The organism is Streptomyces rapamycinicus NRRL 5491 (assembly GCF_024298965.1).
In the GTDB taxonomy this organism is placed as follows: domain Bacteria; phylum Actinomycetota; class Actinomycetes; order Streptomycetales; family Streptomycetaceae; genus Streptomyces; species Streptomyces rapamycinicus.
Genome location: NZ_CP085193.1, coordinates 5,866,998 through 5,891,740, shown reverse-complemented (window position 1 = coordinate 5,891,740; position 24,743 = coordinate 5,866,998). Strand labels below are relative to the sequence as shown.

General features: G+C 67.7%; 23 protein-coding genes and 1 pseudogene. 8 read left to right on the top strand and 16 right to left on the bottom strand.

Going from position 1 to position 24,743, the window contains the following annotated elements:
• Window positions 1-169: 169 nt before the first annotated feature.
• On the bottom strand, window positions 170-1,162 hold the full coding sequence (locus LIV37_RS24540) for an MBL fold metallo-hydrolase (RefSeq protein ID WP_020869790.1): 993 nt from the start codon (window positions 1,160-1,162) through the stop codon (window positions 170-172).
• A 104-nt stretch (window positions 1,163-1,266) separates the two neighbouring features.
• Between LIV37_RS24540 and LIV37_RS24535 the strand changes: the two genes are divergently transcribed.
• The 3 genes from LIV37_RS24535 (at window position 1,267) to LIV37_RS24525 (ending at window position 3,313) form a co-directional block, all read left to right on the top strand.
• On the top strand, window positions 1,267-2,163 hold the full coding sequence (locus LIV37_RS24535; protein ID WP_121824558.1) for a LysR family transcriptional regulator: 897 nt from the start codon (window positions 1,267-1,269) through the stop codon (window positions 2,161-2,163).
• 449 nt (window positions 2,164-2,612) lie between these two features.
• The gene (locus tag LIV37_RS24530; protein WP_121825299.1) at window positions 2,613-2,873 is read left to right on the top strand and encodes a ribbon-helix-helix domain-containing protein; all 261 of its coding nucleotides are present in this window, start codon (window positions 2,613-2,615) and stop codon (window positions 2,871-2,873) included.
• The gene (locus LIV37_RS24525) at window positions 2,870-3,313 is read left to right on the top strand and encodes a PIN domain-containing protein (RefSeq protein WP_020869787.1); all 444 of its coding nucleotides are present in this window, start codon (window positions 2,870-2,872) and stop codon (window positions 3,311-3,313) included. Before LIV37_RS24530 ends, LIV37_RS24525 begins: the two co-directional genes overlap by 4 nt.
• 453 nt (window positions 3,314-3,766) lie before the next feature.
• Here the strand turns inward: LIV37_RS24525 and LIV37_RS24520 are convergent, their stop codons facing one another.
• The 7 genes and pseudogenes from LIV37_RS24520 to LIV37_RS24490 form a co-directional block, all read right to left on the bottom strand.
• Complete coding sequence (locus LIV37_RS24520) at window positions 3,767-4,030, bottom strand: hypothetical protein (protein ID WP_020869786.1); 264 nt, start codon at window positions 4,028-4,030, stop codon at window positions 3,767-3,769.
• Window positions 4,027-4,380 (bottom strand): hypothetical protein, encoded by a 354-nt coding sequence (locus LIV37_RS24515; RefSeq protein ID WP_020869785.1) that lies wholly within the window; start codon window positions 4,378-4,380, stop codon window positions 4,027-4,029. The genes LIV37_RS24520 and LIV37_RS24515 overlap by 4 nt, the downstream gene beginning before the upstream one ends.
• Window positions 4,381-5,558: 1,178 nt before the next feature.
• Window positions 5,559-6,200 carry a nucleotidyl transferase AbiEii/AbiGii toxin family protein gene (locus LIV37_RS24510; RefSeq protein WP_121824559.1) on the bottom strand — a complete coding sequence of 214 codons (642 nt, stop codon included), beginning with the start codon at window positions 6,198-6,200 and terminating at the stop codon, window positions 5,559-5,561.
• Window positions 6,200-6,529, bottom strand: coding sequence for a hypothetical protein (locus LIV37_RS24505; RefSeq protein ID WP_020869783.1), 330 nt, complete (start codon window positions 6,527-6,529; stop codon window positions 6,200-6,202). Before LIV37_RS24505 ends, LIV37_RS24510 begins: the two co-directional genes overlap by 1 nt.
• Before the next feature lie 569 nt (window positions 6,530-7,098).
• Window positions 7,099-7,548: pseudogene (locus LIV37_RS24500) on the bottom strand (SpoIIE family protein phosphatase); the annotation flags it as partial.
• Between the two features lie 239 nt (window positions 7,549-7,787).
• Window positions 7,788-8,528: a hypothetical protein gene (locus LIV37_RS24495; RefSeq protein WP_020869781.1), complete on the bottom strand. Its 741-nt coding sequence runs from the start codon at window positions 8,526-8,528 to the stop codon at window positions 7,788-7,790.
• Entirely contained in the window at window positions 8,528-9,868 is a 1,341-nt protein-coding gene (locus LIV37_RS24490; protein WP_020869780.1) for a right-handed parallel beta-helix repeat-containing protein, read from the bottom strand. The genes LIV37_RS24495 and LIV37_RS24490 overlap by 1 nt, the downstream gene beginning before the upstream one ends.
• Window positions 9,869-9,949: 81 nt before the next feature.
• Here LIV37_RS24490 and LIV37_RS24485 point away from each other — a divergent pair, with 81 nt between their 5' ends.
• Window positions 9,950-11,110, top strand: a complete 1,161-nt coding sequence (locus LIV37_RS24485) for a Dyp-type peroxidase (RefSeq protein WP_121824560.1) — start codon at window positions 9,950-9,952, stop codon at window positions 11,108-11,110.
• Window positions 11,111-11,169: 59 nt separating this feature from the next.
• Here LIV37_RS24485 and LIV37_RS24480 read toward each other — a convergent pair whose 3' ends face one another.
• The 3 genes from LIV37_RS24480 to LIV37_RS24475 form a co-directional block, all read right to left on the bottom strand.
• Entirely contained in the window at window positions 11,170-13,338 is a 2,169-nt protein-coding gene (locus tag LIV37_RS24480; protein WP_020869778.1) for an SdrD B-like domain-containing protein, read from the bottom strand.
• Window positions 13,339-14,308: 970 nt separating this feature from the next.
• On the bottom strand, window positions 14,309-14,434 hold the full coding sequence (locus tag LIV37_RS51800; protein ID WP_274596672.1) for a hypothetical protein: 126 nt from the start codon (window positions 14,432-14,434) through the stop codon (window positions 14,309-14,311).
• 304 nt (window positions 14,435-14,738) lie between these two features.
• On the bottom strand, window positions 14,739-15,482 hold the full coding sequence (locus tag LIV37_RS24475; protein WP_020869776.1) for a MerR family transcriptional regulator: 744 nt from the start codon (window positions 15,480-15,482) through the stop codon (window positions 14,739-14,741).
• A gap of 54 nt (window positions 15,483-15,536) precedes the next feature.
• Here LIV37_RS24475 and LIV37_RS24470 point away from each other — a divergent pair, with 54 nt between their 5' ends.
• Window positions 15,537-15,824 carry a hypothetical protein gene (locus tag LIV37_RS24470; protein ID WP_020869775.1) on the top strand — a complete coding sequence of 96 codons (288 nt, stop codon included), beginning with the start codon at window positions 15,537-15,539 and terminating at the stop codon, window positions 15,822-15,824.
• A 170-nt stretch (window positions 15,825-15,994) separates the two neighbouring features.
• Window positions 15,995-16,930 (top strand): hydroxymethylbilane synthase, encoded by a 936-nt coding sequence (gene hemC / locus LIV37_RS24465; protein WP_121824562.1) that lies wholly within the window; start codon window positions 15,995-15,997, stop codon window positions 16,928-16,930.
• Here hemC and LIV37_RS24460 read toward each other — a convergent pair.
• From LIV37_RS24460 to LIV37_RS24445, 3 genes are all read right to left on the bottom strand, one after another.
• A complete protein-coding gene (locus LIV37_RS24460; RefSeq protein ID WP_121824563.1) occupies window positions 16,927-17,898 on the bottom strand; it encodes a hypothetical protein in 972 nt (323 codons plus the stop codon). The two genes, hemC and LIV37_RS24460, sit on opposite strands and share 4 nt — an antisense overlap.
• A 700-nt stretch (window positions 17,899-18,598) precedes the next feature.
• Window positions 18,599-19,315 carry an ATP-binding protein gene (locus LIV37_RS24455; protein ID WP_020869772.1) on the bottom strand — a complete coding sequence of 239 codons (717 nt, stop codon included), beginning with the start codon at window positions 19,313-19,315 and terminating at the stop codon, window positions 18,599-18,601.
• Window positions 19,316-19,685: 370 nt separating this feature from the next.
• On the bottom strand, window positions 19,686-20,492 hold the full coding sequence (locus tag LIV37_RS24445) for a TauD/TfdA family dioxygenase (protein WP_121824565.1): 807 nt from the start codon (window positions 20,490-20,492) through the stop codon (window positions 19,686-19,688).
• A 168-nt stretch (window positions 20,493-20,660) separates the two neighbouring features.
• Between LIV37_RS24445 and LIV37_RS24440 the strand changes: the two genes are divergently transcribed.
• Together LIV37_RS24440 and LIV37_RS24435 are read left to right on the top strand one after the other, a co-directional pair.
• Window positions 20,661-21,128 (top strand): NUDIX hydrolase, encoded by a 468-nt coding sequence (locus LIV37_RS24440; protein ID WP_020869770.1) that lies wholly within the window; start codon window positions 20,661-20,663, stop codon window positions 21,126-21,128.
• A 171-nt stretch (window positions 21,129-21,299) separates the two neighbouring features.
• Window positions 21,300-22,331, top strand: a complete 1,032-nt coding sequence (locus LIV37_RS24435) for a hypothetical protein (protein WP_020869769.1) — start codon at window positions 21,300-21,302, stop codon at window positions 22,329-22,331.
• 50 nt (window positions 22,332-22,381) lie between these two features.
• Here the strand turns inward: LIV37_RS24435 and LIV37_RS24430 are convergent, their stop codons facing one another.
• Together LIV37_RS24430 and LIV37_RS24425 are read right to left on the bottom strand one after the other, a co-directional pair.
• Entirely contained in the window at window positions 22,382-24,091 is a 1,710-nt protein-coding gene (locus tag LIV37_RS24430; RefSeq protein WP_020869768.1) for a relaxase/mobilization nuclease domain-containing protein, read from the bottom strand.
• Entirely contained in the window at window positions 24,088-24,732 is a 645-nt protein-coding gene (locus LIV37_RS24425) for a MobC domain-containing protein (protein WP_121824566.1), read from the bottom strand. Before LIV37_RS24425 ends, LIV37_RS24430 begins: the two co-directional genes overlap by 4 nt.
• Window positions 24,733-24,743: the final 11 nt, after the last annotated feature.

Here is a 24,743-nt window from a genome sequence, read left to right as displayed (position 1 = left end):
CCTTTCGGCGCTGCGGAATCTCAAGACCTGATCTCGCAGGACACCAAGGTTCTCGACGGCGGTCTCCACCCATCGTGGAGTTGCGGAAGCTGTCCTGCGGAGGCGGGCACGTTCGCGGCAAGGATGGGTGCTCCTGGACGAGCGAGGCCCGAAGGACGCCGAGGCAAGGTCATATCTCTCCGCCTAGCAGGAAGGTGCTGCCGACCGAGTTCGGCAGGAAGGCGTCGGGCAGCCGGGTCGCCAGTGCCTGCTGTGCCGCCCAGCTGGTGCAGTGCGCGGGCACCACCACTTTGGGCGCCTTGGCGGCCAACTCGTCGATCGTCCGGTCGACGGCCGGCCCGGACCGCAGGTGCAGGCCGCCCAGCACCCCGTACAACTGCTGGATTCCTGTCACTTTCTGGGCGTGCCGGACGAGGTTGACGATCCCCGCGTGTCCGCATCCGGTCAGGATCACCAGCCCCTTGCCCCGTATGTTGAGTACGAGGGCCTGGTCGTCCTCGATGAGCTCGTCCGGGCCCCATTCCCCTTCGAGGCAAGCCTGGTGGCCGGGCATGCCCGTCTCGAAGTCAGTACTGCGTTCGACTTCTCCGGTGATCAGGAGGAAGTCGTCGAGCAGCAAGGACGGGCGCCGGTCCTCGATCACCGTGAAACCGGCCTGCTCGATGGCGCCGCGGCTGGGCGTCGGAAGGTCCAGCACGCCGCCAGGGCCGGCGATCCGGCGCCGCCGCCACGCGTCGGGGTGCAGCAGTACCGGCATGGCGGGTCGCCCAAGTCTGCGCACCAGTCCGTGCAGACCGGTCACGTGGTCGAAGTGACCATGGCTGAGGACGATGGCCTCGAACGTGTCCGGGTGCACGCCGAGGCGGTCGAGGTTGCCGATCAGACCGTCGGTGGTCGCTCCGGCGTCGAAGAGTATCCGCCGGTTGCGACCGCCTGTGCTGATCTCCACCATCGCCGAGAAGCCGTGCTCGGCCCGGAGGACGTCGATCGTGGTGCCCGCGGTGGTCAGGCCGGCCGGTGCTATGGGCAGGGGCGCACCGGCTCCGGCCCCGGCCAGGCCCCACCGCCTCACGAGACGTCCGTCCGGCAGCAGGGCGTCGCTGGAATTGTCGATCAGCGTCGTCACCCGCGCGCCGTCGACCGGTAGCAGCTTGCCGTGCATGCATCCTCCTCGGTTCTGTACCGCACCGATGTCACCGCGTCCGAGACCACCGGGTCCAGGACCGATTCCGTATCGCCCCGAGCGTCTCGGTATCGTGGCCGGTCATGGACTTAAGGCAGCTTGGGTACTTCGTCGCTGTAGCCGAGGAACTGCACTTCGGCCGCGCCGCCGCCCGCCTGCACATGTCGCAGCCGCCGCTGAGCCGGCGCATCCGAGAACTGGAGGAGGAACTCGACTGTCGACTGCTGGAACGGTCACCGCGAGGTGTGCTGCTCACGGACAGCGGCCGGGTCCTGCTCGACGAGGCGAAGGAACTACTGGAACACGCCGAGCGGGCGAAGGAGAAGGTGCGACAGAGCACCGGACACCGCACGATCGTCGTCGGCGCGGTCGCCGGCGCGGGAGCGGTCCTCGACGCCGGGACGCAGGAGACCTTCCGCCGACGGCATCCGCGGGCAGCCGTCCGGCTGCGGGAGTGCGGTCTGACCGATCCGAGCGCGGGGTTGCGCACGGGGCAGGTCGATGTGGCCCTCACCCGCCTGCCCTTCGACACGACGGGCTTTGCCATCCGGGTCCTCTATGAGGAACCCCTGGTGGCCGTCATGCCCTCCAGCGACCCACTGGCCGGGGCGGCCCGGATCGACGTCTCCGACCTGCGCGGACGCACGACGTTCCGGCTGCCGCCGGGGGCCGACCCGCAGTGGCGTGACTTCTGGCTCGCCGCCGGCTCCGACGATCCGGACACGCCCGTGGTGACCACGATCGGCGAGTGCCTTCACGCCGTCGCGTGGCAGTCCGCCGTCGGCCTGCTCCCGGCGGCCGCGGCTCACCGTCACGCGACACCGGGCGTCAGCTTCGTGCCCGTCACCGGCCACCGCCCCAGCCGCGTGGTACTCGCCTGGCGAGCCGGAGAGCTCGACAAGCTCGTCCTCGACCTGATCGACGTCGCCGGCAACGACACGGTGCCGCGCCAACCCACCCAGCCCAGCCGGGTTCTCTGACAAGGTCATGCATCGGGACTGCCGACCTTGTTATCGATGAGCTGTGGAAGCGGACAGCTCCACTGCCGCCGGAGCGGACCGTGCGGCCGCACCGTCACCCCGGCGAGTTAGGGATCGCGAGGGCACGGCGACCCCTGAGAGCTCTAGACAACAAAGAACCCCCGGGCCGCTGGCCTGAGGCTTCTGTCTGGAGCGGGTGAAACGGGAATCGAACCCGCGCTCTGAGCTTGGGAATCACCGGGCCTCGCGGGCGCGGAACCGACTTTCACCTCGTAGAACGGGTGATGTGCCGAGTCGTGTCCGAGCTGGCCCTACACCCTGATTGACCGTGGTTCGCCGCTCCATCGGGCACACATCGGGCACGGCTGACACGGGAAGCTCGCGTCTTACGTCGAGGGGGAGCGAAGCACTGGCATACATCAATGTGGTACATGTGTTACTCTAGGTACATGTCTATGAAGCGTACCAACGTCTACGCCGACCCGGAAGACCTCGCCATCATCAAGGAGGCGGCCAAGCGTCGCGGCATTAGTGAGGCCGAGATCATCCGGCAGGGCATCCATCTTGCCGCGATGGCCAATCGTGTGTGGGATGAGCCGTTGTTCTCCCGCACTTTCGCCGGCCCTGGGCGCACTCTTACCAAGGATGAGGTGCGTGATGTCGTTGCTGATGCTGCCCAGCGCGAAACCGGTTCAGGAACTGCTGCGTGATCGTCGTCATCGCTGACACCTCCGGCCTGCTGGCAGCGCTCGATTCCACTCACCCGGAGCACGAAGCGGCTCAAGAGGCGATCATGGCTGCCGGTCTGCTCGTCATGTCGCCTTTGCTGCTCGCTGAACTTGACCACGTAGCCACCCGCGAACTGGGCCGCGAGGCCGCGGTGAGCGCGATCGACGACATCCGGGGCTGGATGCGCCGCGGCCGGGTATCCGTCCCCGAGATCACCGAAGTGCACCTCGGTATCGCTCAGACCGTCCGATCCCGCTACCTGGCGCTCGACCTTGATCTCACCGACGTAGTGAACGTCGCCCTGGCAGCCGACTACGACACCGACGCGATCCTCACCCTGGACCGCCGAGACTTCCGTGCCGTACGTCCCCTCGGCCATCACAAGGCGTTTCGCGTCCTGCCTGACGATGTACCCCTCTGAAGTCCCACCGCACTCCGGAAGACCTCGAAGGCCAGTTCGCTCTCTCCCATGCGGAGTTGCCGACCCGTGCTGGGCCGGTGTGTCCACTCGGTTGGAGAGGCGAGGGCTTCTGGCACGAGACGCTTAGCGCAGTCCAGACAACAGCAGGCAACGAACAAGGCGCAGGTCGCTGACCGGGGCCTTCGCCATGGAGCGGGTGACGGGAATCGAACCCGCGCTCTGAGCTTGGGAATCACGTGGCGGTCGGTACTGATCATGCCGCTGAACAGCGGAAACGAGTGCTGGCGGCAAGCTACTGCGCCTGCCGCAGCAGCCGTCGTTGGTCGCTGTTTACCGCTCTATCTGGTGCGCTTATGGTGCGGGGGACGCTACGTGGTCGATCAGGCGGTGTCCTGGCCCACCCTGCGGCAGCCCAGCGGCCAGATCGCACGCGGGTTGGCGCTGTGCCGCTGATTAGCCGAGCCATGTGACGCGGGTGATCACAACAAGTTCGAGCCGCTCCAGGGCCATGAACATGAAGAAGCCCCGCCCTCCGAAAATGTCCTGTGTCCGCAGACCTCCGCCGTGCGGGTTTCCGCGCCCGACGTCGACCGCGTCGCGGCCCAGGACCGTCAGCTGCTCGGCCAAGCGCTCTACCTCGGCCACGACTTCGTGCGACAGGCCGCCTACGACATGCTCGGCATCGGGGTCGTAGTCCCAGGTCCAGTTATCGCTCACGCGGAGATCTCGCGCTGCGCCAAGTCTGTGATCTGTCGCATCTCGGCGAGTGCTGAACGCAGGGCCTCGCGGTCCATTGCTCCTTCCGCTACGGCTTCCAGTTCACGCAGGCGGGCCGCTCGCGCGGGGTAGCGCTCGATTGCAACGAATTCTCCCCACCACAGCAGGAAGGTACGCAGCGGAGCGATGGTGCTCTGAGTGGCGGCTTGTTCGACCGCGCGGTCGAGGTGCTCGACGAAGGAAGGCAACTGGGCGGGGGCGATCTGGGCGACGGCTGCGCGGAGCGCCGCCGGGGTGAGCGCCGGCATGGGGATCAGGGGCCCGTCGGGGGCAGAGGGCTGCTCGGTCATCGGAACGTCTCCTGGGCGGCGGTCTGCGTGATCATCGTGAGCCTGGCCGTTGTTGCGGACGCTGGGCTGAGCTTACGCCCGCGCCTCGTCCGCCACACAACACCCGACCCGTCTCGATCGCTTTGGACCAAGTGTGATCGCGTTGTGTTGGATCTTGGTGCGTCGTCGAGAGCCGACGGAGACGCCAGCGGTCTCAAGCAACAAACAAGCCCCGGGCCGCTGGCCTGGGGCTTTGTATTGGAGCGGGTGACGGGAATCGAACCCGCGCTCTGAGCTTGGGAATCACGGGGCTCTTGGCACTGATCATGCTGCTGACCAGCGCAAACGGGTGCTGACGGCGAGCTGGTGTGCCCGCCGTCAGCACCCGTCACTGACCGCTGTTTACCGCTCTATCTGGTGCGCATCTGGTGCGGGCTGCATGGGCTTCGGAGGATAGTGGCTGGCGTTGCTGTACTTCGCTGCTGCACGGCAATCACCTGACCTTCCTGCCCGGCGGGAGCGGCTACCGCTGGTTGTTGCCCCTTGGGTGGTGGATTGCTGATACGCGCTGGTGCGTCGATTTTATAGGGCTTTTTATGTCAGACATTCCATCTCCCCTCAAGTAGATTCTTAACTTCATCCGAATTCTTGAACTCGGACCCACTTGATGGCTTTTGCTCTCATATAGCAGTTCTAGCGCAGCTGCCTCCTGCGTCACCGACATGAGGCCCCTTTGTCTCGGAACCGAAACGATGTCGCGGAGGGCACAGAGGTTGGAGGAGCGGGTGGGGCAGTAGCCTGCCCGGCCTGGGGTCGGGCATGGTCAGGGGGTCGTACGCTGGTTGGCAACTCGGGCAGGCTTTGAACCTGCCCGCAATTAGGTCGAGTGGGCCCCTGGTCTTGCCTGACGCGGGACCCGGACCGGGAAGGTGCCTAAAACTGTGGAGCCGACCCCCAGCCACGACGGTGCTCTTCTCCTCAGGCGAGTGCCTGCTGATGTCGCGCGGCTCGGTGGTCGGGCAGGAGTATGGCGGACGCAGGAGTGGCGGCCTGCGCCGTCGGCTCGCGCGGCGCGCTTGCCAAGCGCCTGTACTTATACGATCTCTTGGGCTGCGTAGGCCTGGACTCGGTGCTGCTGGTGACGGCCCGGGCGCGCAACAAGGGGTGGCTGAAAGCCAATCGTGGTGGCGGAGCACCGTTCAGAGCAGTTGCTGTTGCCAGCCGGCGAAGGTGTCGCGAATCGCCGCGGCTTCCTTGGGGGTGAGGTCGTAGGCGGCGAACTGCTTGTCGGTGTACCGCTGGATACGGGCTAGCGAGTCAGCGAACATGCGTCGGTCGAAGCCTGCGTCGTTCTGTGCGGCGAGGTCCATGAGCTGTTCGCGGGTGTAGCCGGCCTGCAACAGCCCTGCGACGTCGATAGCGTCGCGGACCTCAGCTCGGGTGAACAGTGCACTGGTCTTGCCCGCGGCGACGTCGTCGCGGTGCAGTACTGGGCCCAGGTCTGAGTCGACTGGTGAGTGGTGCAGGAATTCGGCTACGAGCTCCACCTTGCTTTGCGTGCCCGCTGCTGGGTCGGTGACGTTCAACCTGGTGTAGGTGGGGGTCAGGTGGACCTGTTCGACGGTGTATCCGGCGGCTTCGTAGGCTGTGGTGATCCGCTCCGCGGCCTGCTCCATTTCGTGGCTCGCCCTCTCGAAGGGCGCGAAGAGGTCCACGTCGTCACTGACTCGGTTGACGATGTGGTGGGCCTGGACGGCGTATCCGCCCGCGAGGGCGTATCCGTAGTCCTCGGCGAGTGCGTCCAGCCCGATGCGGATCAATCGACGGTGTAGCTCGTCCACTAGGCGGCCGCTGTCGTGGCGCCTGGTTCGCGGAGTTCGGGGAACCGGGTTTCCCACGCCGTCTTGACCGGGAGGGGGAGGAACAGGTCGCGCCACATCCTCCGCAGGGGCATCGCGTTGAGGTATGCGTTGAGGTCGTCGCGCGTCTGGGCCTCGCGGATGACTCGCTCGTACATTAGCCGGAAGTCTGCTTCATCGGTCAGGTCGTAGACGTAGCGCGGTCCCCAGTCGATGTGGCGCGGCAGCGTGACACTGCCGACCGTCGACCCGCACAGCTCGTCGAGTGACTCCGGCAGTACGTACGGCTTCGCCGCTGCATACCTGCTCATGGATCCAGCATGCCTGATGGGGACGGCCGAACGCATTGACAGTGCGGATCAGAGCACGGGGGAGTGAACGTGATCGCTGGACACGCGTGACAGCTTTCTGGCACGGAACGGGCACGGTGACCTTTGAGCGGTCTGGGCAATAAGGAAGCCCCGGGCCGGTGGCCTGGGGCTTTGTGCTGGAGCGGGTGACGGGAATCGAACCCGCGCTCTGAGCTTGGGAATCAACGACGCTCTCAGGGGCTGTGGCGCGGATGACCAGGGAAAACGTGACCAGCGGGGCGTGTGGGGGTGGACTTGATGGGCCCGTTTTCGACCGCTGCTGACCGCTGCGAAGGGCATGGAGAGGGCACGAGGCCGGCGGATGCGCAGAAGATTCTTCGTTGGCGTCGGTTCACCGGACTGCATCGCCCGCAAGTCCACCCGGCCCGAGACCGGCCTTGCAGATGCAAGTCTCAGCGTCGCGGCCGGCCGCGGTAGCTCACCGCGTGCCGGGGGCCACCGGTGAGGCTCCGGCAGCGGTTGAGACAGCACCCGCGCGGCGGCGGCCGTATCGGCTTCCGGTGGGCTGGTCACGCTTCTGCCGTGGCGAGGCGGTCGGCGGTGCCCCCGCACCACTCGACCAGGAAGAGAGTCGCGTCGTCCGTGGTGACCCCGCCGCGTTCCCGCAGCAGAGCGTGGGAGAGGTCGCGCACCATTTCCTGCACGCTTTCTCCCTCGCGGCCCGTGTGGTCGACGAAGTCGAGCAGTCGATTCTCGCCGACCCGTTCTTCGCCGGCGCGGTGCTCCTCGACGAGACCGTCGGCGTCCAGCCCACCCATGGCATCGATGACGGCCATGTGCAGGATATTGACGTTCAGGGCGTAGTCAAAGCTGTCACCTGCGACGTTGTAGGCAGGCTCAAGGATTCCTGCCACCGCGACCTACGGTGTGATCACGGTCAACGGGGGCAGCAGCGCCCATTGGATCTCTGCGACCAGAGTCATCGGCTCACGGCGCCGGGCCTGGACGCGGGAGGACGTCCGAGACGCCTATCAGACCATCGTGTGGGTACTGCCGCCGCACTTGAAACGGTCCCTGGCCTGAGGGCCACACCTCCGAGGCGACTCCACCCTGCGCGGCCCTCGAACCCACATTGCGCATCATTGTCGCGGCCCGGACGTGCCCCTTGCGGGTGGTCGGGCTGCAAGGGGGCCCCTTCTCCTTGTGTCGTGTGTCTGTGGTCCGTACGGGTGGGCTGTTGTTCGTGGGAAGGACTGTCTCAGCGGATGGTGGGGATCGGCTCGGCGTCACCCTGCGGGAAGTCGAGGGTGGCCCACTTGCCGCCGGTGACCAGGGCGGCAAAGCGGTGCAGGCGCCCGTCGGCGTCGATCCAGTAGCGGGTGCGGCGTTCGTCGGATCCGGTGGCGGTGCCCGGTGCGGGCGGGGCGGTGTGGCCGGAGTCGGGAGGCTTGGGGCCGGCGATGACGGTGACGGGGATGCCGTTCAGCCGCTCGCTGCGCAGCCGGATCGCCCCTCCCTGGCGCAGCAGCTGGGCGTTCTCAGGGCGGTCCGTGCCCAGGGAGAGCGCCAGCAGCAGCACGGCGTCGATGGGGCTGGCGTGGGGGTCGAGGGGGCGGTGCTGCCAGTCGGAGCGCGGTGGCTTGGCGGGCGGTTGGACGTTGGCAGTGGGGTGGAGCCAGGCGGTGCGGACGTCCCAGCGCACGAGGACGTTCTGGCGCTGCCCGGGGACGAGGACGCGGGCGTAGCCGGTGTGTGTGTTCCAGTCGACGCGGCCGGTGAGTTGCACCGTGCGTCCGGCGGCGGGGACGGCAGCGCGGATCCGGCCGCGTACGCGCTGGTAGTTGAGGAATCGTACGGTGGACAGCAGCTCGGCCTCGGATGCGGTGAGCGGACGAGGGGCCCTTTCCGCCCGTTCGCCCCGGCCGTCGCCTCCGTCGCATGCGGTCAGGACGAGGGCGAGTCCGGCCGCGCCCGTGGCGAGCAGGTCACGGCGTCGCATCACGAACCGCTCCGGCTGTGGGCGGCGAGCAGATCGCGGCCCGGCAGCGGGACGCGGTCCGCGTCGACGGGGCCGGGCAGGCCGGTGGCAGGGCGTACCGGGGCGGTGGCGCCGCCGGGCATCTGAGGCTGGTTCGGTGGCTCGGGCACCATACGGAAGGGGATACCGGCGGGTGCGGCCGGCCGGGTGGGCGGTGCCGCGGACGCCATCACCGGGCCGTCGGCGTCGGCGGAGCAGTGCGGCTGGGAGGCGAGGTCCTTGGGGGCCGTGGTGGACAGGGCATTGTCCGTAAGGCAGTTGCCCCTGCCAGGGGCGCGACCACTGGCCGCGTGCACCGCGTCAACTCCGTTGCGGTGGAAGGCGTTCGTGGTGATCGCGTTGCCGGTCGGCGGGACGTCCTCGGCGGACATGAGGACGAGACCGGCGCGCGGATTCCCCTCGATCCGGTTGTGGCGCACGGTGTTGCGCTGGCCGCCCGCGAGGCCCATGCCGATGCCGAAGCCGCCGTCGGCCTGCTGGGGCGTCTTCGGCTCGGCGTTGTCGGCGACGAGATTACCCGCCACGACGGCGCCGTGCTGGGGCACGAACGCTTCCAGATAGTCGGAGTTGACGGTCATTCCCACGCGGTTGTGGGTGAAGCGGTTGCGCAGTACCCACATCTTCTCGCTGGCGTTGGTGCCCTCGTAGCCGACGGCGTTGTACTCGGCGACGTTGTGGCTCACCACGACGTTGCACGGCCTGCACTGGCCGACGTACAAGCCTGAATCGGCACCGCCGGAGGTGTGGTTGTGATCCAGCCGCCCGTTCTGCGCGTTGAAGGCGTAGATGCCGTAGAGGCCGTTGCGGGCGGAGGTCACATAGCTGACCCGGAAGCCTTGCAGCGGAGGGAACTTCTCGGGGTCCAGGCGCTCGTAACCGTTGCTGCCGCGGGCCAGGCCCTGCCCGTCCCGGGCCATGCCGGTCACCAGCACGCCGTTGAGCAAGTGGTCGCGGACGGTGAGGTTCTCCACCGCGACGCCGGAGCCGGTCACGACGATGCCGTTGCGCCGCCGGCCCTGCCCGTCGATGATCACGCGGTTGCGGTCGGTGCCGCGCAGCACGATGCGGTCGGCGGGGATCCGCACGGTCTCGTGGTAGATGCCCGGAGAGACCAGGACCAGGTCATCGGGCCGGGCACGTCCGACGGCCGCGCTGATCGTACGGGCGTCCCGCGGCACCCGGATGGTCTGTGGCGGACGGGCCTTGGCATCGCCGTACTCCTCGTCGGACGGTGTACAACCCGCTGCCGCGAGAAGGATGCTGATCAGGCAGATGAACAGGGTGACGCGGCCTCGGAACACGATTTCCCTTCAACGGTTACTCGAATAGCAGCATGGGGAGAATTGCTGATAATTACTCCTCAATACTGACAAGATGGAGTAATGAATCAGTTACGTGGTGTACCCCGCAGGGGGCTGCTCCTGGGAGGTGCGCTGGCTGCGGCGTCCTCTCTGGCGGCCTGCCAGGCCGAGGACCCGCGCCCTGAACAGAAGCCCGGTGGCGGCGCTTCCCACCATCCGTCGCCGGTGAGTTCAACAGGGTCCACGCAAGCGGGGGTTGACAGACCTGGCACGCCACAGGAACACCTCGGTCTCGTGGTGCTCGACCTCGCCCCGGCCCACGAGGGCGTCGAAGTGGCCAAGGTCATCGCAGACCTGGGCCGGTCCGTGCAGCGGGTGACCAGGGGCAGCCATCCTCGTATGGCCGGTTTGGCCCCGGGCGATGTGACTGTGACGGTCGGCATCGGGCCCCGCCTCGTCTCCGGCGCAGGGCGCGACCTGCCCGGCGCGGCGCGGCTGCCTGCCTTCGCCCGCGAGGAGATCCCCGAGGCGGCCCGCCAAGGCGACGTACTGCTTCAGATCTGCGGCTCGGACCCACTGGTGGTCAGCTGCGCGGAGGCGGTATGCACCGCGGCGCTGACCGAGGCGGGGGCGCGCGTGCGCTGGTCGCAGCAGGGGTTCCGGCCCCCGGCCGGACCGCACGCCGGGCGCAATCTCCTCGGCTTCCCCGACGGGATCATCGTGCCCAAGGGGCCCGAGCAGATGCGGCGCGAGGTGTGGCTCGACGGCCCGGCTCCGGTGGCCGGCGGCACGATCGCCGTGGTGCGCCGACTGCGCATCGGCGCCGCCCGCTTCCTGGCGCAGCCCGTGCACCGCCAGGAGGAGATCATCGGCCGCCGGCGCTCCGACGGGGCGCCGCTGAGCGGAGGCCGCCCCGACGCCGAGGTGGACCTGGGTGCCAAGACCCCCGATGGCCGCTATCTGGTACCGCCCATGGCACACGCCCGTCGCGCCAACCCGCTCACCTCCGGCAGCGGACTGATGCTGCGCCGCAGTTACAGCTACCGCAACGGGCCGGACGACGCCGGTCTGGTCTTCATCAGCTTCCAACGCGAACTCCGTACGTTCGTCGCCACCCAGCAGCGGCTCGACGAGGGCGATGACCTGATGGCCTTCACCACGGCCACGGCCTCGGGCACCTTCCTGGTCCTGCCGGGCTTTGGAAAGGAACGCCATTTGGGGGAAGGCACTTTGGCCCGATGAGACATGCGCGGTGCGCCCCCTGGAGTGAGGGCGCACCGTTGCGGAACGGGGGCTCATGCTCAGCGGGAGTAGTACATACCCGCGTCGAGGTTGTGCTTGACCGAACCCCAGTCACCGACGCTGAACTCATCGGTCTCCGCGGTGGTGTCGGAGTTGCTGTTGAACTTCGGCTTGGAGTCGATCGCCGATTCGCAGTTGCTGTCGTCCTCGCACGCGTTGGACCACCGCAGCTTGCTGATCTGCGGGTTGGGCCGTCCGATGGGCACGTTGCTCAGGTCCACCGTGCTCTTGTCGAACCGGAGCTTGTACGTGCCGTGTGCGGTCAGCTCGGGTACGTCGAGCGAGCTGAAGTAGTACTCGCCCTTGGCGTTGGTCGTGGTCGTGGCGAGCGTGTCGCCGTCCTCGGACAGGAGGGTGACAGTGATGCCGGGCATGCCGGCCGATTCCTCGGGGTTCTGGGTGCCGGGATGCGGGTCGTACCAGACGCGGTTGCCGAGCTGGATCGGCGGCAAGTCGCATAGGTACTCCAAGTCGCCCAGGCCGTTGGCCTTGGCGAAGCTGCCGTTGTCGGGATCATTGAGGTACTGGATGCCGTACCCCTTGTCGTCGGCGGCGCCGCTGGTGCGGTCGTGCCAGTTCACCCCTCCGGACTGGATCGTGTGCGCGGGATCCATGTAGGTACTGGCGATCTTGCCGTCCTGTGGGTTGAGGGCCAGGGCGCCCTGTGCCCGTTCGCCGTGGCCGGCCCAGTGGTCGCCGTGGTAGAACTCGTCGGCGCCATCGCCCGTGTTGGTCGGGCAGCCGCCGGTGCCTTCCCACACGAAGGTGCCCGCGGCGGTGCGGCACGCCTTGTTGATGTCGCCTGCCGAGGCGGTGGTCTCCAGGTTGGGATACGCCGGATTGGGGTTGATCATTTCGAAGCCGCCCAGGTCGCCCTGACGGTCGCGGAAGCCCAGTGCCAGGTCCCCGTTGGCCTCGACGACGATGTCGCTGAGCATCGGTTGCGGGCGGGCGGGGGTGCTGTTGACACCCTCCGGGTACTGGTTCGGGTCGTCCAGCGTCCAGGGCGTCCACTTGGCGGGGATGCCCGTGGTCAGGTTTCCGCGCCCCTGGTCCAGCTTCTGGTCCAGCACCGGCGCGGTGGAGAACGTCTGCGTCGTGGGGTTGTACGTCCACACCACGGCCCGCAGGTCGTCGGCGTCCTGCGTGGACTGCGCCGAGCACACCCCGCCGACGTACACCACACCGTCGCGCACCCCGAGGCCCATCGGGCGCCAGTCGGCGGGACCGTTGCAGCCCGGGTTGGGGATGTCGATGCTCGACTCCGGCGCGCTCGCGGTCGCCTGGGTCGCATCGAAGGTGTAGAGCTTGCGGTCGTACATGTTGACCGCGTACAGCTCGTTGCCCTTCTCGGAGATGTCGATGTCCCCGAGCCCCTCCTTGCCGACAGCCCCGATGAAGTCGCCGTCGTAGCGGGCGGTGTTGGTGTTGTGCTGGGTGCTGCCGGCGGTCAGGGTGGCGAAGGTGGTGGTGGCACCGCCGCCGCGCGGCGTCACATAGATCGCGCCCGGCCCGTCCGGCCCGTAGGTGGTGGCGCGTTTGGCGTAGGCGCCCTGGAAGATGCGCCGTTGCTTCTTGTCGTACGCCAGGCCGTAGGTCGCACCCGTGTCGCCCTTGGTGTTGAGGGTGGTGGGTGCGGGTGCACCGGCGTTGCTGTTGCCGCGCCAGTTGTTGTTGAAGGTCACCAGGCCGCGGGAGGTGTCGGGCTTGAGCATGTCCTGCTGGCAGGAGGTCGTCAGGTCGGCATTGACCTGGCAGTAGTCCGCCGTGTTCCACACCCCGAACCGCACCGTCTCCGACTTCTCGGTCACGTCGACGAAGGTGAGCGCGGTGGACAGGTCCCTGCCGCCGAAGGCGGGCTGGAGATAGTCCGGGAGGCTGCTGGTCACCAGCTCCAGCTTGAACTGTCCTTCGGTCCCCGCAGTGGGCACCTGGATGGTGCCGCCCGGGCCGGTGGTGACGATGAAGGTGTTGTCGTCGGGATCGGTGACCCGGACCTGGATCCCGGCCACCCCTAATTCACGGTCCGCCGTGTGCCTGCCGTCGGCGTTGACGTCGCGGATGACGCTGACCGTCAGTGTGCCGGGCTCGGCTGCGAACGCCGGCGTCGACACCATCGATGTCAGCAGGGTCAGCGCGGCGCCGAGGCCGAATCCGGCCGGCGACACGCCTTTCGTAGTTCTTCTCAAAAGAGCCCCCTGTCGCGAATGGTGAGTGGGCGGCTTCGCTGCGGAATTCCACATGCCGCCACGGACGTACGGCGGTACGAGACGAGTGGCTCGAACACGAATCCTTCCCCTTTCCCCGTACGAGAGGCCGCTCAACGGCGAGCGGCCTCGTCCCGTCGCACGGGAACTGCGCACTGGGAAGACTTCGACCGGTCAGAAAGGAAACCAGAGCGCCGCATTCTGCGCACCAGCCGATACGACCTGCTCAGCACGGCTGCGGCCGTGATACGTACCATCTCCACATACCGTCCGTGAATCAACGGACGGAGCATTTACGGCCTGGTGACCGCCGCGGAAGAGGCTTCGCCGGTAACCCCGTAATGACGCCCTGTCCCTAACATGTCCATAGATTGGCGGGGGTACCGGAGCAACGCAACCAGCCATTACGTATCCGGCCATTCCACATCGCCCGGGCGAAGGCACGGCCGTACGAACTCAAGCCACTTCGGCGAGCGGAATGACGTTCCCGGCGACCTGCTTCCTGGCGTGGAGTGTGGCCTTGACATCGTCGGCCCCATCAGCATTGCGGCCCCCGGCGCACACGAAACTTTCCTCGACCATGCCGGAACGCGCCGAAGTGCCTCGGAGTCGCCAGTGTGTGCGCCCTTCCGATCCAGCCATGGGCTCATTTCCCGGTTATAACATAATAACAGACCGTAATCGGCCGGGAACTCCCTCCGCCAAGTGGCGCGAATTCCCACCGGGCACGCGCACCGCACCAACGCGCCCTTGCAGCAGCCCCAGGATGCTCCTCGCCATTCCTCCAGGTGTTGGTGCTGTGGCCGCCGCCGGTGGTTGAGGGAAGTCAGGCCCAATGGGCGGGAGCGAGGCCGCGATGGTCGAGCGTCGACGGGCTGCTTCGACGCGGCGGTGAGGTGCGGCGGTGACTTGGTAGGCAGTGCGCAAATGGTCAGCGGCGCACTGGGCGGCTTGCCTGCTGGGCGGCGCCGACCGCAGTCATGGCGGTTTCTTGCTGCACCTCGTCGTCGCACCAGGTGCGGAAGAAGGCTGGTACATCCGGCAGGTCATCGCTCACCTGTTGCATGCGGACGCTGCCGAGCCAGGACGCCTCGGGGCTGGGGTCCAGCCCCTCCGCGATGTGGAGCGCGTGTCCACGGAGGCATCGAAGGGCGAGTCGGGGGTTTCGGGCGTCGTGATGCCCCAGAACGACGCGCACGACTTGGCCGTCCACCGGCCCTTCCCCGGCGGCCTCTACCCGGTAGCGGAGCACTCCCGTTCACCGCTCTCCAGGGCTGCGAGTGCGCCGGCTGAGACCTGGGCTCCGCGGTCGCCGACGCCGAGCAGACCCTGCTGTGCACGTACCTGTCCGCTGTGCTCTCTCAACCCTGACGACGAGGGCTCAGTTGTGTGCGAATCAGCGAGTCCAGCCGTCGCCATGTCGGAGAGGCGGCGTTGACCGTGCCCTGGATGAGCGCGGGAATCTCGGAGGCCGGATCCACCGCGGGCAGTTCGCCCGTTCCGTAGCGGCTCATGGTCGCCTCGACGATCCGTCGGGCGAGGTCGTCGATCCGGGCGTCGTCGGGATCGAGGTCGTACGCGCGGTCGTAGTCGAGGAAGAGCTGCCGCAGCGCAGGGTCGGACAGGCTCTCGCTCTGGTCCCGGAACAGCTCGGCAGCCCGGTCCGGGTGGGTGGCGAAGACGAGGATCCACAGGTCACGCTGAAGATCCACCCACCGGGAGGTGAATCCCCACCCCACCAGATTCTCCAGCTGAGCGCCGACCCCGTCCGGCAGCGCTGCGGACTGCCCGGATGCCAGCTCACGCAGGCGCGCCCGGGTGGCCTGCAGTTCACGGATACGGGCGTCCAGTTCGTCGTCGATGTCGTGCAGCGCCCGGTGGAACTCTTCCTCGTTCGCTGATCTCAGCTCGCGAATGCGGGCCAGCGGGACACCGGCTTCGGCGAGTGTCCGGATCTTGATCAGGGCGACGACATCCTCCGCGTCGTAGCGCCGGTAGCCGGAGGCATCGCGGTCGGGCTCGGAAAGCAGCCCCTTGGCGTGGTAGACGCGAACGGTCTTGACCGAAACACCGACATACCCGGCGAGCTGCCCGATGGTGATCACCGTTCCATCGTGGCACTTGACCCTGCCCCTGGGGCAGGGTTGCACCCTGGCGCCATGGTGAACATGAACGTCGATCGGGAGACCCTGCGCGAGCTGGCCGACGCGGGGAACGAGACCGCTTTGGACCGGCTTGCCGATCTCGCCGACACGGTTGGAGACATCCAGGAGCTGAGCGAGCTGCTGGACGAGGGGTGCATGCACGCGGGATACCTGTTGACCCGACGCGCAGCCGCCGCCTGCGATCTGCGCGAGCTACAGCGGATCTCCGACGCCGGATATGAGGAGGCCGAGAAGGAACTCAGCAGATTGCTGAACGAACAGCCCGACGATCGGCGGAACTGACCCACCGAGGCAACCGGGCGTATCCTCGACGCCTCGCAACATCACTTCAGCGTGCGCGTAAAGCCGGTAAGGCATCGGCACCCGCTATCCCGACGAATAGTCGGCATAGCGGCCTGTCAATGGCGAGTACGATGCTCTGACGGTCTACCACCTGTCGGGAGTTGATCGCCGTGGATGCATATTTCGTAGGCTCGCGTGCAAGCAATCTGGCCAAGGTGCAGGTGCGTGAATACCTTGCTCCCCTGCGCGAGCGATTCCCTGAGGTCACCTTTACGCACCGAGTGATTCTCGAAGGTGGCGACAGGGATCGGAAGTCGTTGGTTTCGGACGTCTCGGCCTTGAGCGGCGGCAGTGCGTTCAGTACAGAACAGGAAGCTGCGCTGGCTCGGGGAGATGTGGATGTGGTCATTCATTCCCTGAAGGACCTGCCTACGGCGAATCCACCTGGCCTTCTTCTGATGCCCCCGCCGGTCCGGGAGGACGCACGCGACGCCTTGTGTGGGAGCACCCTCGCTGGGCTGCGCAAAGGGGCCCGGGTGGGGACCGGGGCTCCGCGGCGCATCGCCCAGCTACTGGCGGTGCGGCCTGATATTGAGGTCGTGCCGATTCGGGGTAATGTCCCGCCGCGGCTGAAGAAGATCGAGACCATGGGGCTTGACGCCGTGGTTCTGGCGGTCGCGGGGCTTCGACGTCTCGGGCTGGATGATGCTATCGGCGAGATTCTGCCCGTCGATCTGTTTCCGCCGTCGCCGGGGCAAGGAGCGCTTGGTATTCAGGTCCGTGAGGACAGCAAGATGATTCAGGAGATTATTTCCACTGCTGGAGATCTCGCGATTGACGCTCAGGTGCGGGCCGAGCGTGCATTGCTTGCCGAGTTGCATGGCGGATGCAGCGTGCCCGTGGGTGCTTATGCCGAGGTCCGCACGGACGGATCGCTTTCGCTTTATGCGCAGGTGACGTCGCTCGACGGGACCCGTCAGGTTTCCGGTTCGCTTTCCGGGCCGTTCGGCGAGCCGGAGAAGCTGGGGGAGGCCCTGGCCGGAGAGCTGATCGGCCAGGGCGCGCGTTCGATCCTCGGCGAGATACGGGCCGAGGCTGCGGTTTAGCCGCTGAGCTGCCGGGTGATGTCCAGCGCCGCGTAGGTCACGCTGGCGTCGGCTCCGGCGCGCTTCAGCATGGTGAAGAGCTCGATGAGCCTGCGCACGTCTCGTCGGCCGGTCTTAGCGTCGAGGGACGAGAGGGCGGTGTACTCGCCGGAGACCGAGAACGGGAAGAGCGGTGTCCGGGTGTGCTGCTTCAGGTGGGTGAGCACGTCGGCGGTGAACATGGCGGGCTCCAGCAAGAGCATGTCGGCACTGTCTTGGACGAGCTGGAGCGCAGTGTCGATGAACTGCTCGGGCTTGCCGGGGTTGATCTGGAACTCGCGGTCGGTCCCAGCCTTGGGCGTGGCGCCCATGGTGCGGCGGAAGCCGTCGTAGAGACTGCTCCAGAAGATGACGTGAGGCATGACGGAGACGCTGCCGTAGCCCTGGTCGTTCAGCGCGGTGCGGGCGCCTTGCGTGGTGCCGAGCACCATGGAAGCCGGGCCCACGATGTCGGCTCCCGCCGCAGCGTGCGCGACGGCTTGCCGGGCGGTGACGTCGATCGTGGCGGGGATGTCCGGGCGGCCTCGTACGTCGGTGATGTAGCAGAGCCCGGAGTCGGTGTATGAGCAGAGGCACGTCTCCGTCATGACCGCGAGGTCGGGTGCTGCGTCCTTCGCGGCACGGACGGCCCGGGCCATGAGCGCGTCGGGCACGAGCGAGATCTCGCCTGTGGCGTCCCGCCTGGCAGACTCGGCGAAGATCTTGACCGATCGGATGCCGTGTAATCGGGCCTCACGCATCGCCGCGGGGATCTCCGGAACCGTGAGGGTCGGCATGGGCCGGTCGGCCTGCTTCTCGGTGACGAGCAGCACCATGGACAGGTCCGCGGGGGTGAGTGCCGGACCTTCCAGGAAACGGCGAACGGCCGGACGACTTCGGAGCGGGCTTGCTGCGCTGCTACTTCGCGCCGGCGGCGCGGTAACGCTCATCTGTCCCTCATTTCGTCGGGTGCGCGGACGCACTGGTCTTCGGGTGGGTCCTCGCTGGTGCTGGCTGGGTGACGATGGCGCCGATCAGGTCGAACATCTCGTCGCCGTCATCCAGGGGTGCTGCCAACGCGCCTCTTCTTGTGGTGTCTTGGTCCGGGTCCCGCCTCGTGCTGTTGACCTGCCCTTGCGAGGTCGGGGGAGCCTCCAGTTCAGACAGCGGAGACGGGACCCGAGACCCGCCCTGGCCACCAACGTGCCTTCCTCGCCGCATGGCGAGGCTTCCTGTGGCGTCGGCGGCCGGAGCGGGGGCATATGGGGTTTGCTGCCGTGGCACCGAGCGTTTCCTCCTGCGGGTTCGGGAGGCGTTCGGGCCAGACGGCCAGCGAGTAGTGACCGGTGTGATCGGCAGCGGTGAGCCTGAAGGGCTTGCCTGCCGCGAGTTGAGTCATGACGGCTTCCTGTTGCGCTTCGTCGTCGCACCAGGTGCGGAAGAAGGCTGGTACGTGCGGTAGGTCGTCGCTCACCTGCTGCATGCGGATGTTGCCGAGCCAGGACGCCTCGGGGCTGGGGTCCAGCCCCTCCGCGATGTGGAGCGCGTGTCCACGGAGGCATCGCAGGGCGAGTCGGGGGTTTCGGGCGTCGTGATGACCCAGAACGACGCGCACCACCTGACCGTCCACCGGCCCTTCCCCGGTGGCCTCTACCCGGTAGCGGAGCACGCCGGTTCACCACCCTCCAGGGCGGCCATGGGGAGGAAGCGCACGGGGCGCGCGTGCCAGACGAAGGCGTGCGGGCCGGCGACGAGGGGGAGTGTGAAGTCCTCGCCACGTTCGAGTGCTGCGGCGGCGTCCCGCCACCCATCGGACAGCCAGTCCCAGAGATCGGCGAGCAGGGGTTCTCCGATGGTGGAGGCGATGACCCGCATTTGTGTGCGGGCCCAGTTGATCGCCGAGGCCGGCACGGCGGATGCGCATGCGGCGAGGCGTTCTCCGTCGGCCCCGCGCCACTCGCACCAGAAGCCGGGGGTGGTCCTCATCGATGTCGGGACAGTGATGGTGGCCCAGGTCCGGCTGCCGTCGTCGCTGGTACCCCATTCGTCGGCGAGGGTGTCGACGATGAGCATCCCGCGTCCGGTCTCCTTGTCGATGGTGGGTCGCTTCACCCTTGGGCGGCCGGGGGTTCCGTCGTCCACGTCGATCCGTACCTCTCCCTTGAGGTGGGAAAGGGAGAAGCTGATGTCGTCCCTCTCGCCGTATCGGATGGCGTTGGTGACGAGTTCGCTGATGAGCAGCCTCGCTGTCTCGATGCAGTCGCTGATCCCCCACAGGCGCAGGTGTGCCGCGCTGATGCGCCGGATCTGGGCGGCCCGCTCAGGAGTGCGGGTGCAGGACGCGATGAAACGGTCGGGCTGGTCCATGCGACTCTCCGGAGCGTCTGTTTGCGGAGTCCTCTGTTGTGGGTGGGCAAGGGGATGCTGTCGTTGAGCGCGCCGGGTAACTTCCTGTGCGACTCCTGCGGTCCGGGGGCTTGTGGCACGCCCCTATCGCCGGGCGCGCTGGCTCGGGACGGCATTCATCGGCCCCACCGTCCGTTTGCCACGCTGACCTTGGCACGCAGAGTTTCCGCGGCCGTTGGCTCGCGCTGGGCATCCGGCGGTACGTCCCACTCCTCGCCGCCCTGAGGCGGCCGAAGCCGGAGACACGGCCCGACGCTTCCCATGACAAGGCCGATGTCGCCCGTGCGCTTATCGACCATCAGGGCCCCCGCGGCTGGTTGACGTGTGTCGGTCACGTCCGGCACCTCCTTGCCGAGGTGGCCAGCGGTGCTGCCGGGGGGCACGGAGCGAAACCTTCGGGGAGGGGGAAGAGGGGCTCGCCGAGCGCGCGGAGGAGCTGCCGGTCCCCGGTGAAGCGCGTACGGGCATGCAGCCAGCGGTGGTTGTCGAGCAGGTACCCCTGCCCCGCCTGGAGGATGATGCGGTGCTGGCTATCGGTAATGGCGCCCCGCAGGCGGGGGAGGTATGGCTGGGCGATCGGGCTCCATCGGGCCAGGCCGTCCTGGCGTAGCCGTATGGAGATCCGTCCGTCGGCTTGGGCGGTGATGACCTGGGTGGCGTGGCCGGCCCCGGAGCCGAAGTACGCGGTCCTTGGCTGGGAGAAGGTGATCGCTGCTTCGCGGCAGCTGTGCACGAGCCGGGCGTGGACATCGCGTCCGTCGGCGAGGAGGACGTCGCCGCCCGTGGGTGCGGGCCGTAGGCACACCAGGAGCATCAGGCGCGGCGGCCTGGGGACGCCGGATCGCTCGGTGTGCGCTTGCAGGTCGCCGCTGCCGAGCCCGGCGAAGCCCGCGCGGTGGGCGTGGCTGCCGGTGTCGCGGATCAGCGTCAGGCCATCCGGTGCGCTGTGCGGGTGCGGTGTGATGGCCATCAGCCGTGCGGCCAAAGCCAGGACGTTCTGACGGTTGTGCAGCCCGTCGACGGTGACCAGACCGGTCTCGCGGAGCTGTGCGGCGATCACGTCGCTGGCATGCGGGGCACGGATGTTGACGTAGTGGTCCGAGAAGAGAGCCACAGGGACGGCTGCGGCGTGGCGCATCGACGTACTCCTTCGATCGAGGGTCGGTGTGATCAGGGTGAGGAGTCGCGCCGTGCCGGGTAAAGCGACTGATTGTCGACTCGGGCATATCGCCCAGCGCGGATGTGGGCCGAGCAGGGCGTGCTACGTTCCGAGAGCCCGGTCGCACACCGCAGGACGAGGATCGTCATGACGTACACGCCGCCGCTCTGGCCCGTCTCCGTGAAAGGCGTCGCACTGGATGCCCAGGACCGCGTGGTGCTGCTGAAAAACGAGCGCGACGAGTGGGAACTGCCCGGCGGCCGTCTGGAGATCGGCAGCCCGGACGGAGCCGTACTGCCGGACGCCAGTCCCGAAGCCGCGCTGGAACGGGAGATCCAGGAGGAGACCGGCTGGGAGGTCAAGGCCGGCCCCCTCATTGACGGCGGTGTGTGGATCTACCAGCCCATCCCCGGGCGGAGGGTGCTGATCGTCACCTACGGCTGCACCGTACTGACCCCCGATCGGCCTCCGGTCGTCAGCCATGAGCACAAGCAGCTCGGCATGTTCACTGCCGACGAGGTGCCCGGGCTGAACATGCCCGACGGCTACAAGCAGGCCATCGCCGCTTGGTACGGCCGCAAGGACGTGGGCCTGGACGACTACGAGCGGATGTAGCCGGCCATGGGCGGGGGCGAGATCGCGGAGCGAGCCCAAACGAGCCGGTTGCCCAGTACCCGGCCATCGGGCCGGCACGCACAGTGGCACTGGGCGACCCCACAGGCCCAGCTCATTCTCGGCACCGGAGACCTGCCGAGCATCTTGCGGTTCTACCGCAGGGTCCATGGCATGAACCAGACCGATCTCGGCACGCTCCTCGGTTACGACAAGACCTACATCTCCGCCCTCGAACTCGGGAAGCGTGCCCTCGACGACGTCGGCTCCCGCCGCAGGATCTGCGACTGTCTGGATCTGCCGCCGCATGTCCTGGGGATCACCGATCCCGCGGACACGGACCACCGGGCGATGCTGCAGTTCGGCGAGTCCACCGTCCGGCTCGCCGAGATCGCCCGGCAGTCCGGGCATGCCTCCGAAGCCGTCTCCGAACTGTGGCCGCTCGTCGCCCGGCTCGAAGCCCGCATCGACGACGGTCACACCGAGCGCGACGTGCTGCACCTGCTTGCCCGGGCCCGCGTAGGACTCGGCGTCGCCCTGGGCAACGTGCTCCCTGAGGAACGACTCGCCACGGCTGCCCACTGGACCGCCAAAAGCCTGGAGATCGCCGAATACTTCCAGGACCGGGGCATGACCTCGTACGTGCTGCGCATGCACGGCAACGAGCTGCGCAAGGCCAAGCTGAAGGGCGCGGCCGTCCAGCGGCTGAGCCGCGCTGTGGCTACGGCACCGGATGACAACGCCCGAGCCGCGGCCCTGCCCCTCCTCGCCCGGGCAGCCGGTGCGCTGGGCAACGGCGAACTCTTCGACCAGGTGATGCGTGAGACCGACGGCCTGCTCTCCCGCGTCGACCACACCAGCCTGTTCAACCCCTTCTCGCTCCACGAGATCCGCCTCCGCGGTCTCGTTTCCACAGGACGAACACGCCTGGCCATGCGGCTGGTGGAGGACAACCCGCTGCCCACCACAGTCGTCGCCCCGCAGTGGCGCGTCATCGAGCTGATCACCGTCGCGCAGGTCCAACTACTCGCCGACGACCGCAGCGGCGCCGCCCAATCGCTGGACACCGCGATCCAGGAGGCGGCCGTACAACGCCTCCCCCACCAACTGCAGCGCATCGTGCGCACCTCAGAGACCCGGCTGCCTGCCCAGCATGCCGCCGCCTCCCAGTCTCTTGATCAGATACGCAGCGAGATGGCCGCTTGACCGACCACCGCCATACCTTCGTCAGCTCCAAGTGGTGCCTGGCTGCCGCCTTACCGCCGTGGCCTACGACGAGCAGGTGCCTCACGTACGGCACCGGTAGGCGGCACCTGCGTTGACTGGGCAGACCGCACCACGGCAGATCGCGCCTGGGCAGCCATAGCTCGGGCACTGGGGGCCCGGCGTTCGCCGAGACGACGGATGCGCCACGTCAGCACTTCGGCGGGATGGCGTGCATCATCCAGCGGCCGTTGATGGATGGCTTGCTGGAGCAGGGTGTCCGGGTTGTGTCCCAAGCACTCGGCTTCTGTGAGGACGGTGGTCAGGGCATCCCAGCCACGGTCACCCAGGATCTGCTGAGCGTGGGAGGGCGCCGTCTCCCATATCTGACGCGCGAGGCGGTCGACCGTCTGTGTCGGCGGTTTACGCAGGGCGAGGGTGGCCAGGGGCACTGTTGCGGCTTGCTCGTAGGCGGTGCGCAGGTGGATCAGGGTCTGGTGGGTGGCGGTGACCTGCTGATCGTGTTGGCGGAGCTGGTGCCAGTGGGCGGCGGCGGTGACGACGAGCAGGGCGACGTCGAGGAACATCGCGAGGCCGGACCCCTCTCCGGTGACGGGAGTGGAGCGCAAGGCGCGGATGGCGCCGCGCAGAGCGCGGGCCTGGTCCTGCTGGGCTCGGATGCGGGAGCGGGTGGCGCGTTCGAAGGTTATGGCGGCTTGCTGGAGTTGGGGTCGGAGGTTCTTGGGGGCGAGTATCGGCAGGGCGTCGAGGGCTTCGCCGAAGGCGGCGATGTGGGCCTGGGCGGCTGCGTCGTCGGATTGTGCGAGGCGTGTGGGGATGCGTTCGGCGGCTGCGGTGGCTTGGTGCCACGGGTTGGGGCGGCGACGTTTTTCCGGCGCCGTGGTTGGTGGGGTGTCGATGTCGGTGAGGCGTTCGCGGATCTTGGGGAAGGACAGGTCGGGGGCGAGTTTGGAGCCGGAGTGCCAGATCGGGGCGCCTGCGGCGTTGGTGTCGCCTTCGAGAGCGACCTTGTAGCCGCGTACGTCTCCGGACGGGAAGTACTGGATGTCCACGTGCACGTTGTCGGTGCGGGTGAGGATGTCCAGGAATTCTTCGGGGCTGGTGGCGACGGAGACCGCAGTGCGGACGGCGGTGCGCAGGCGTTCGCGGGCGGTCCGTTGGTGGCCGGTGCGGTGGGCCTTCTCCTGCTCGGCCCGGGTGGGGCGTTTCGCGGCGGTGCGGTCTCCGCGTATGACCTGCTGGAGGCCGTAGTCCTTTTCGATGGCGGCCAGTTCTTTGTCGGCGGTGAGGTAGTCGTTCCAGTGGCGGGCGGTGCGCAGGTCGCCGCGGACCTTGGTGGCGGCGATGTGGATGTGGTCCTCCGCGTGGCGTACGGCAACCCAGCGGCAGCCGTCCGGGTCGCCTTCGGGGGCAATGCCGGTGGCGGTCACGATGCGGCGGGCGACCGCAGCCCATTCGTCGTCGCTGAGGATCCGGTCTTCGGGGGATGCGCGGAGGGAGCAGTGCCACACGTGCTGGTTCGGGGCTCGGCCGAGGCGCTTGGCCTGGTGGACGCGTAGGTCAAGGTCCTGGACAAGGAGTTTCCTGGTGGCGTTGAAGTCGTTGCTGCGGCCGGGGTCGGGGGCGAAGCCGTCCCAGGAGGCGACCAGGTGCGGGTCCGTGTGCTCGTTGGCCCGGCCGGGGCCGTAGAGGTACCTGATCAGGCCGGCGGTGTCCTTGCCGCTGCTGATCTTCGCGATCATCCAGTCGCCTTCGCGGAGACGGCCTCGTTCATGACCGCCGCGATGTCTTGGATCGTGACGCGGACGGTGTCCAAGGCGCGCTCCGCCCGGGCCAGGACGGTGGTGTCCACAGGGTGTGGATCGCCTCCGGCGTTGAGGCGGAACGCGATCTGGTTGACGTTGTTGCCGATCGCAGCGACTTGGGCGCGCAGGGTGGAGAGTTCGTCGATCACGTCGTCGAACTGGGTGCGCTGGCCTGGGAGGTGGAAGTCGCCGTCGAGGTAGGCCATGACCACGGCGCCGACGAGGTGGGCGGCGGCGATCTCCATCTGCCCAGCCCTGGTGGTGATCGCGTGCTTCTCGTCGATGCTGTAGCGGACATCGACACGCTCTTTGCGCTGGACTTCTTCGCGGGCACGACGGCGGGCGACTCGACGCAGGGCGTCATCAGGGCGGACGACGAGCGAGTGCTCGGACACGTCAGCGGGCTGTTCCTCCTCGGGCACCCCCTGGTGCCCGAGGTCCTCCGCCGCCCCCGGGGCGGAGGCATCCGCGTTGGACCGGCCCTTGGACGGTCCAACGCCATACCTTGCTGCGTCGGTGGTTGCGGTCGTGGACATCTCCTCCTGGTCGATGGTGAGTTTGTGATGCTGGTCATGCATGCGGCGGTGCT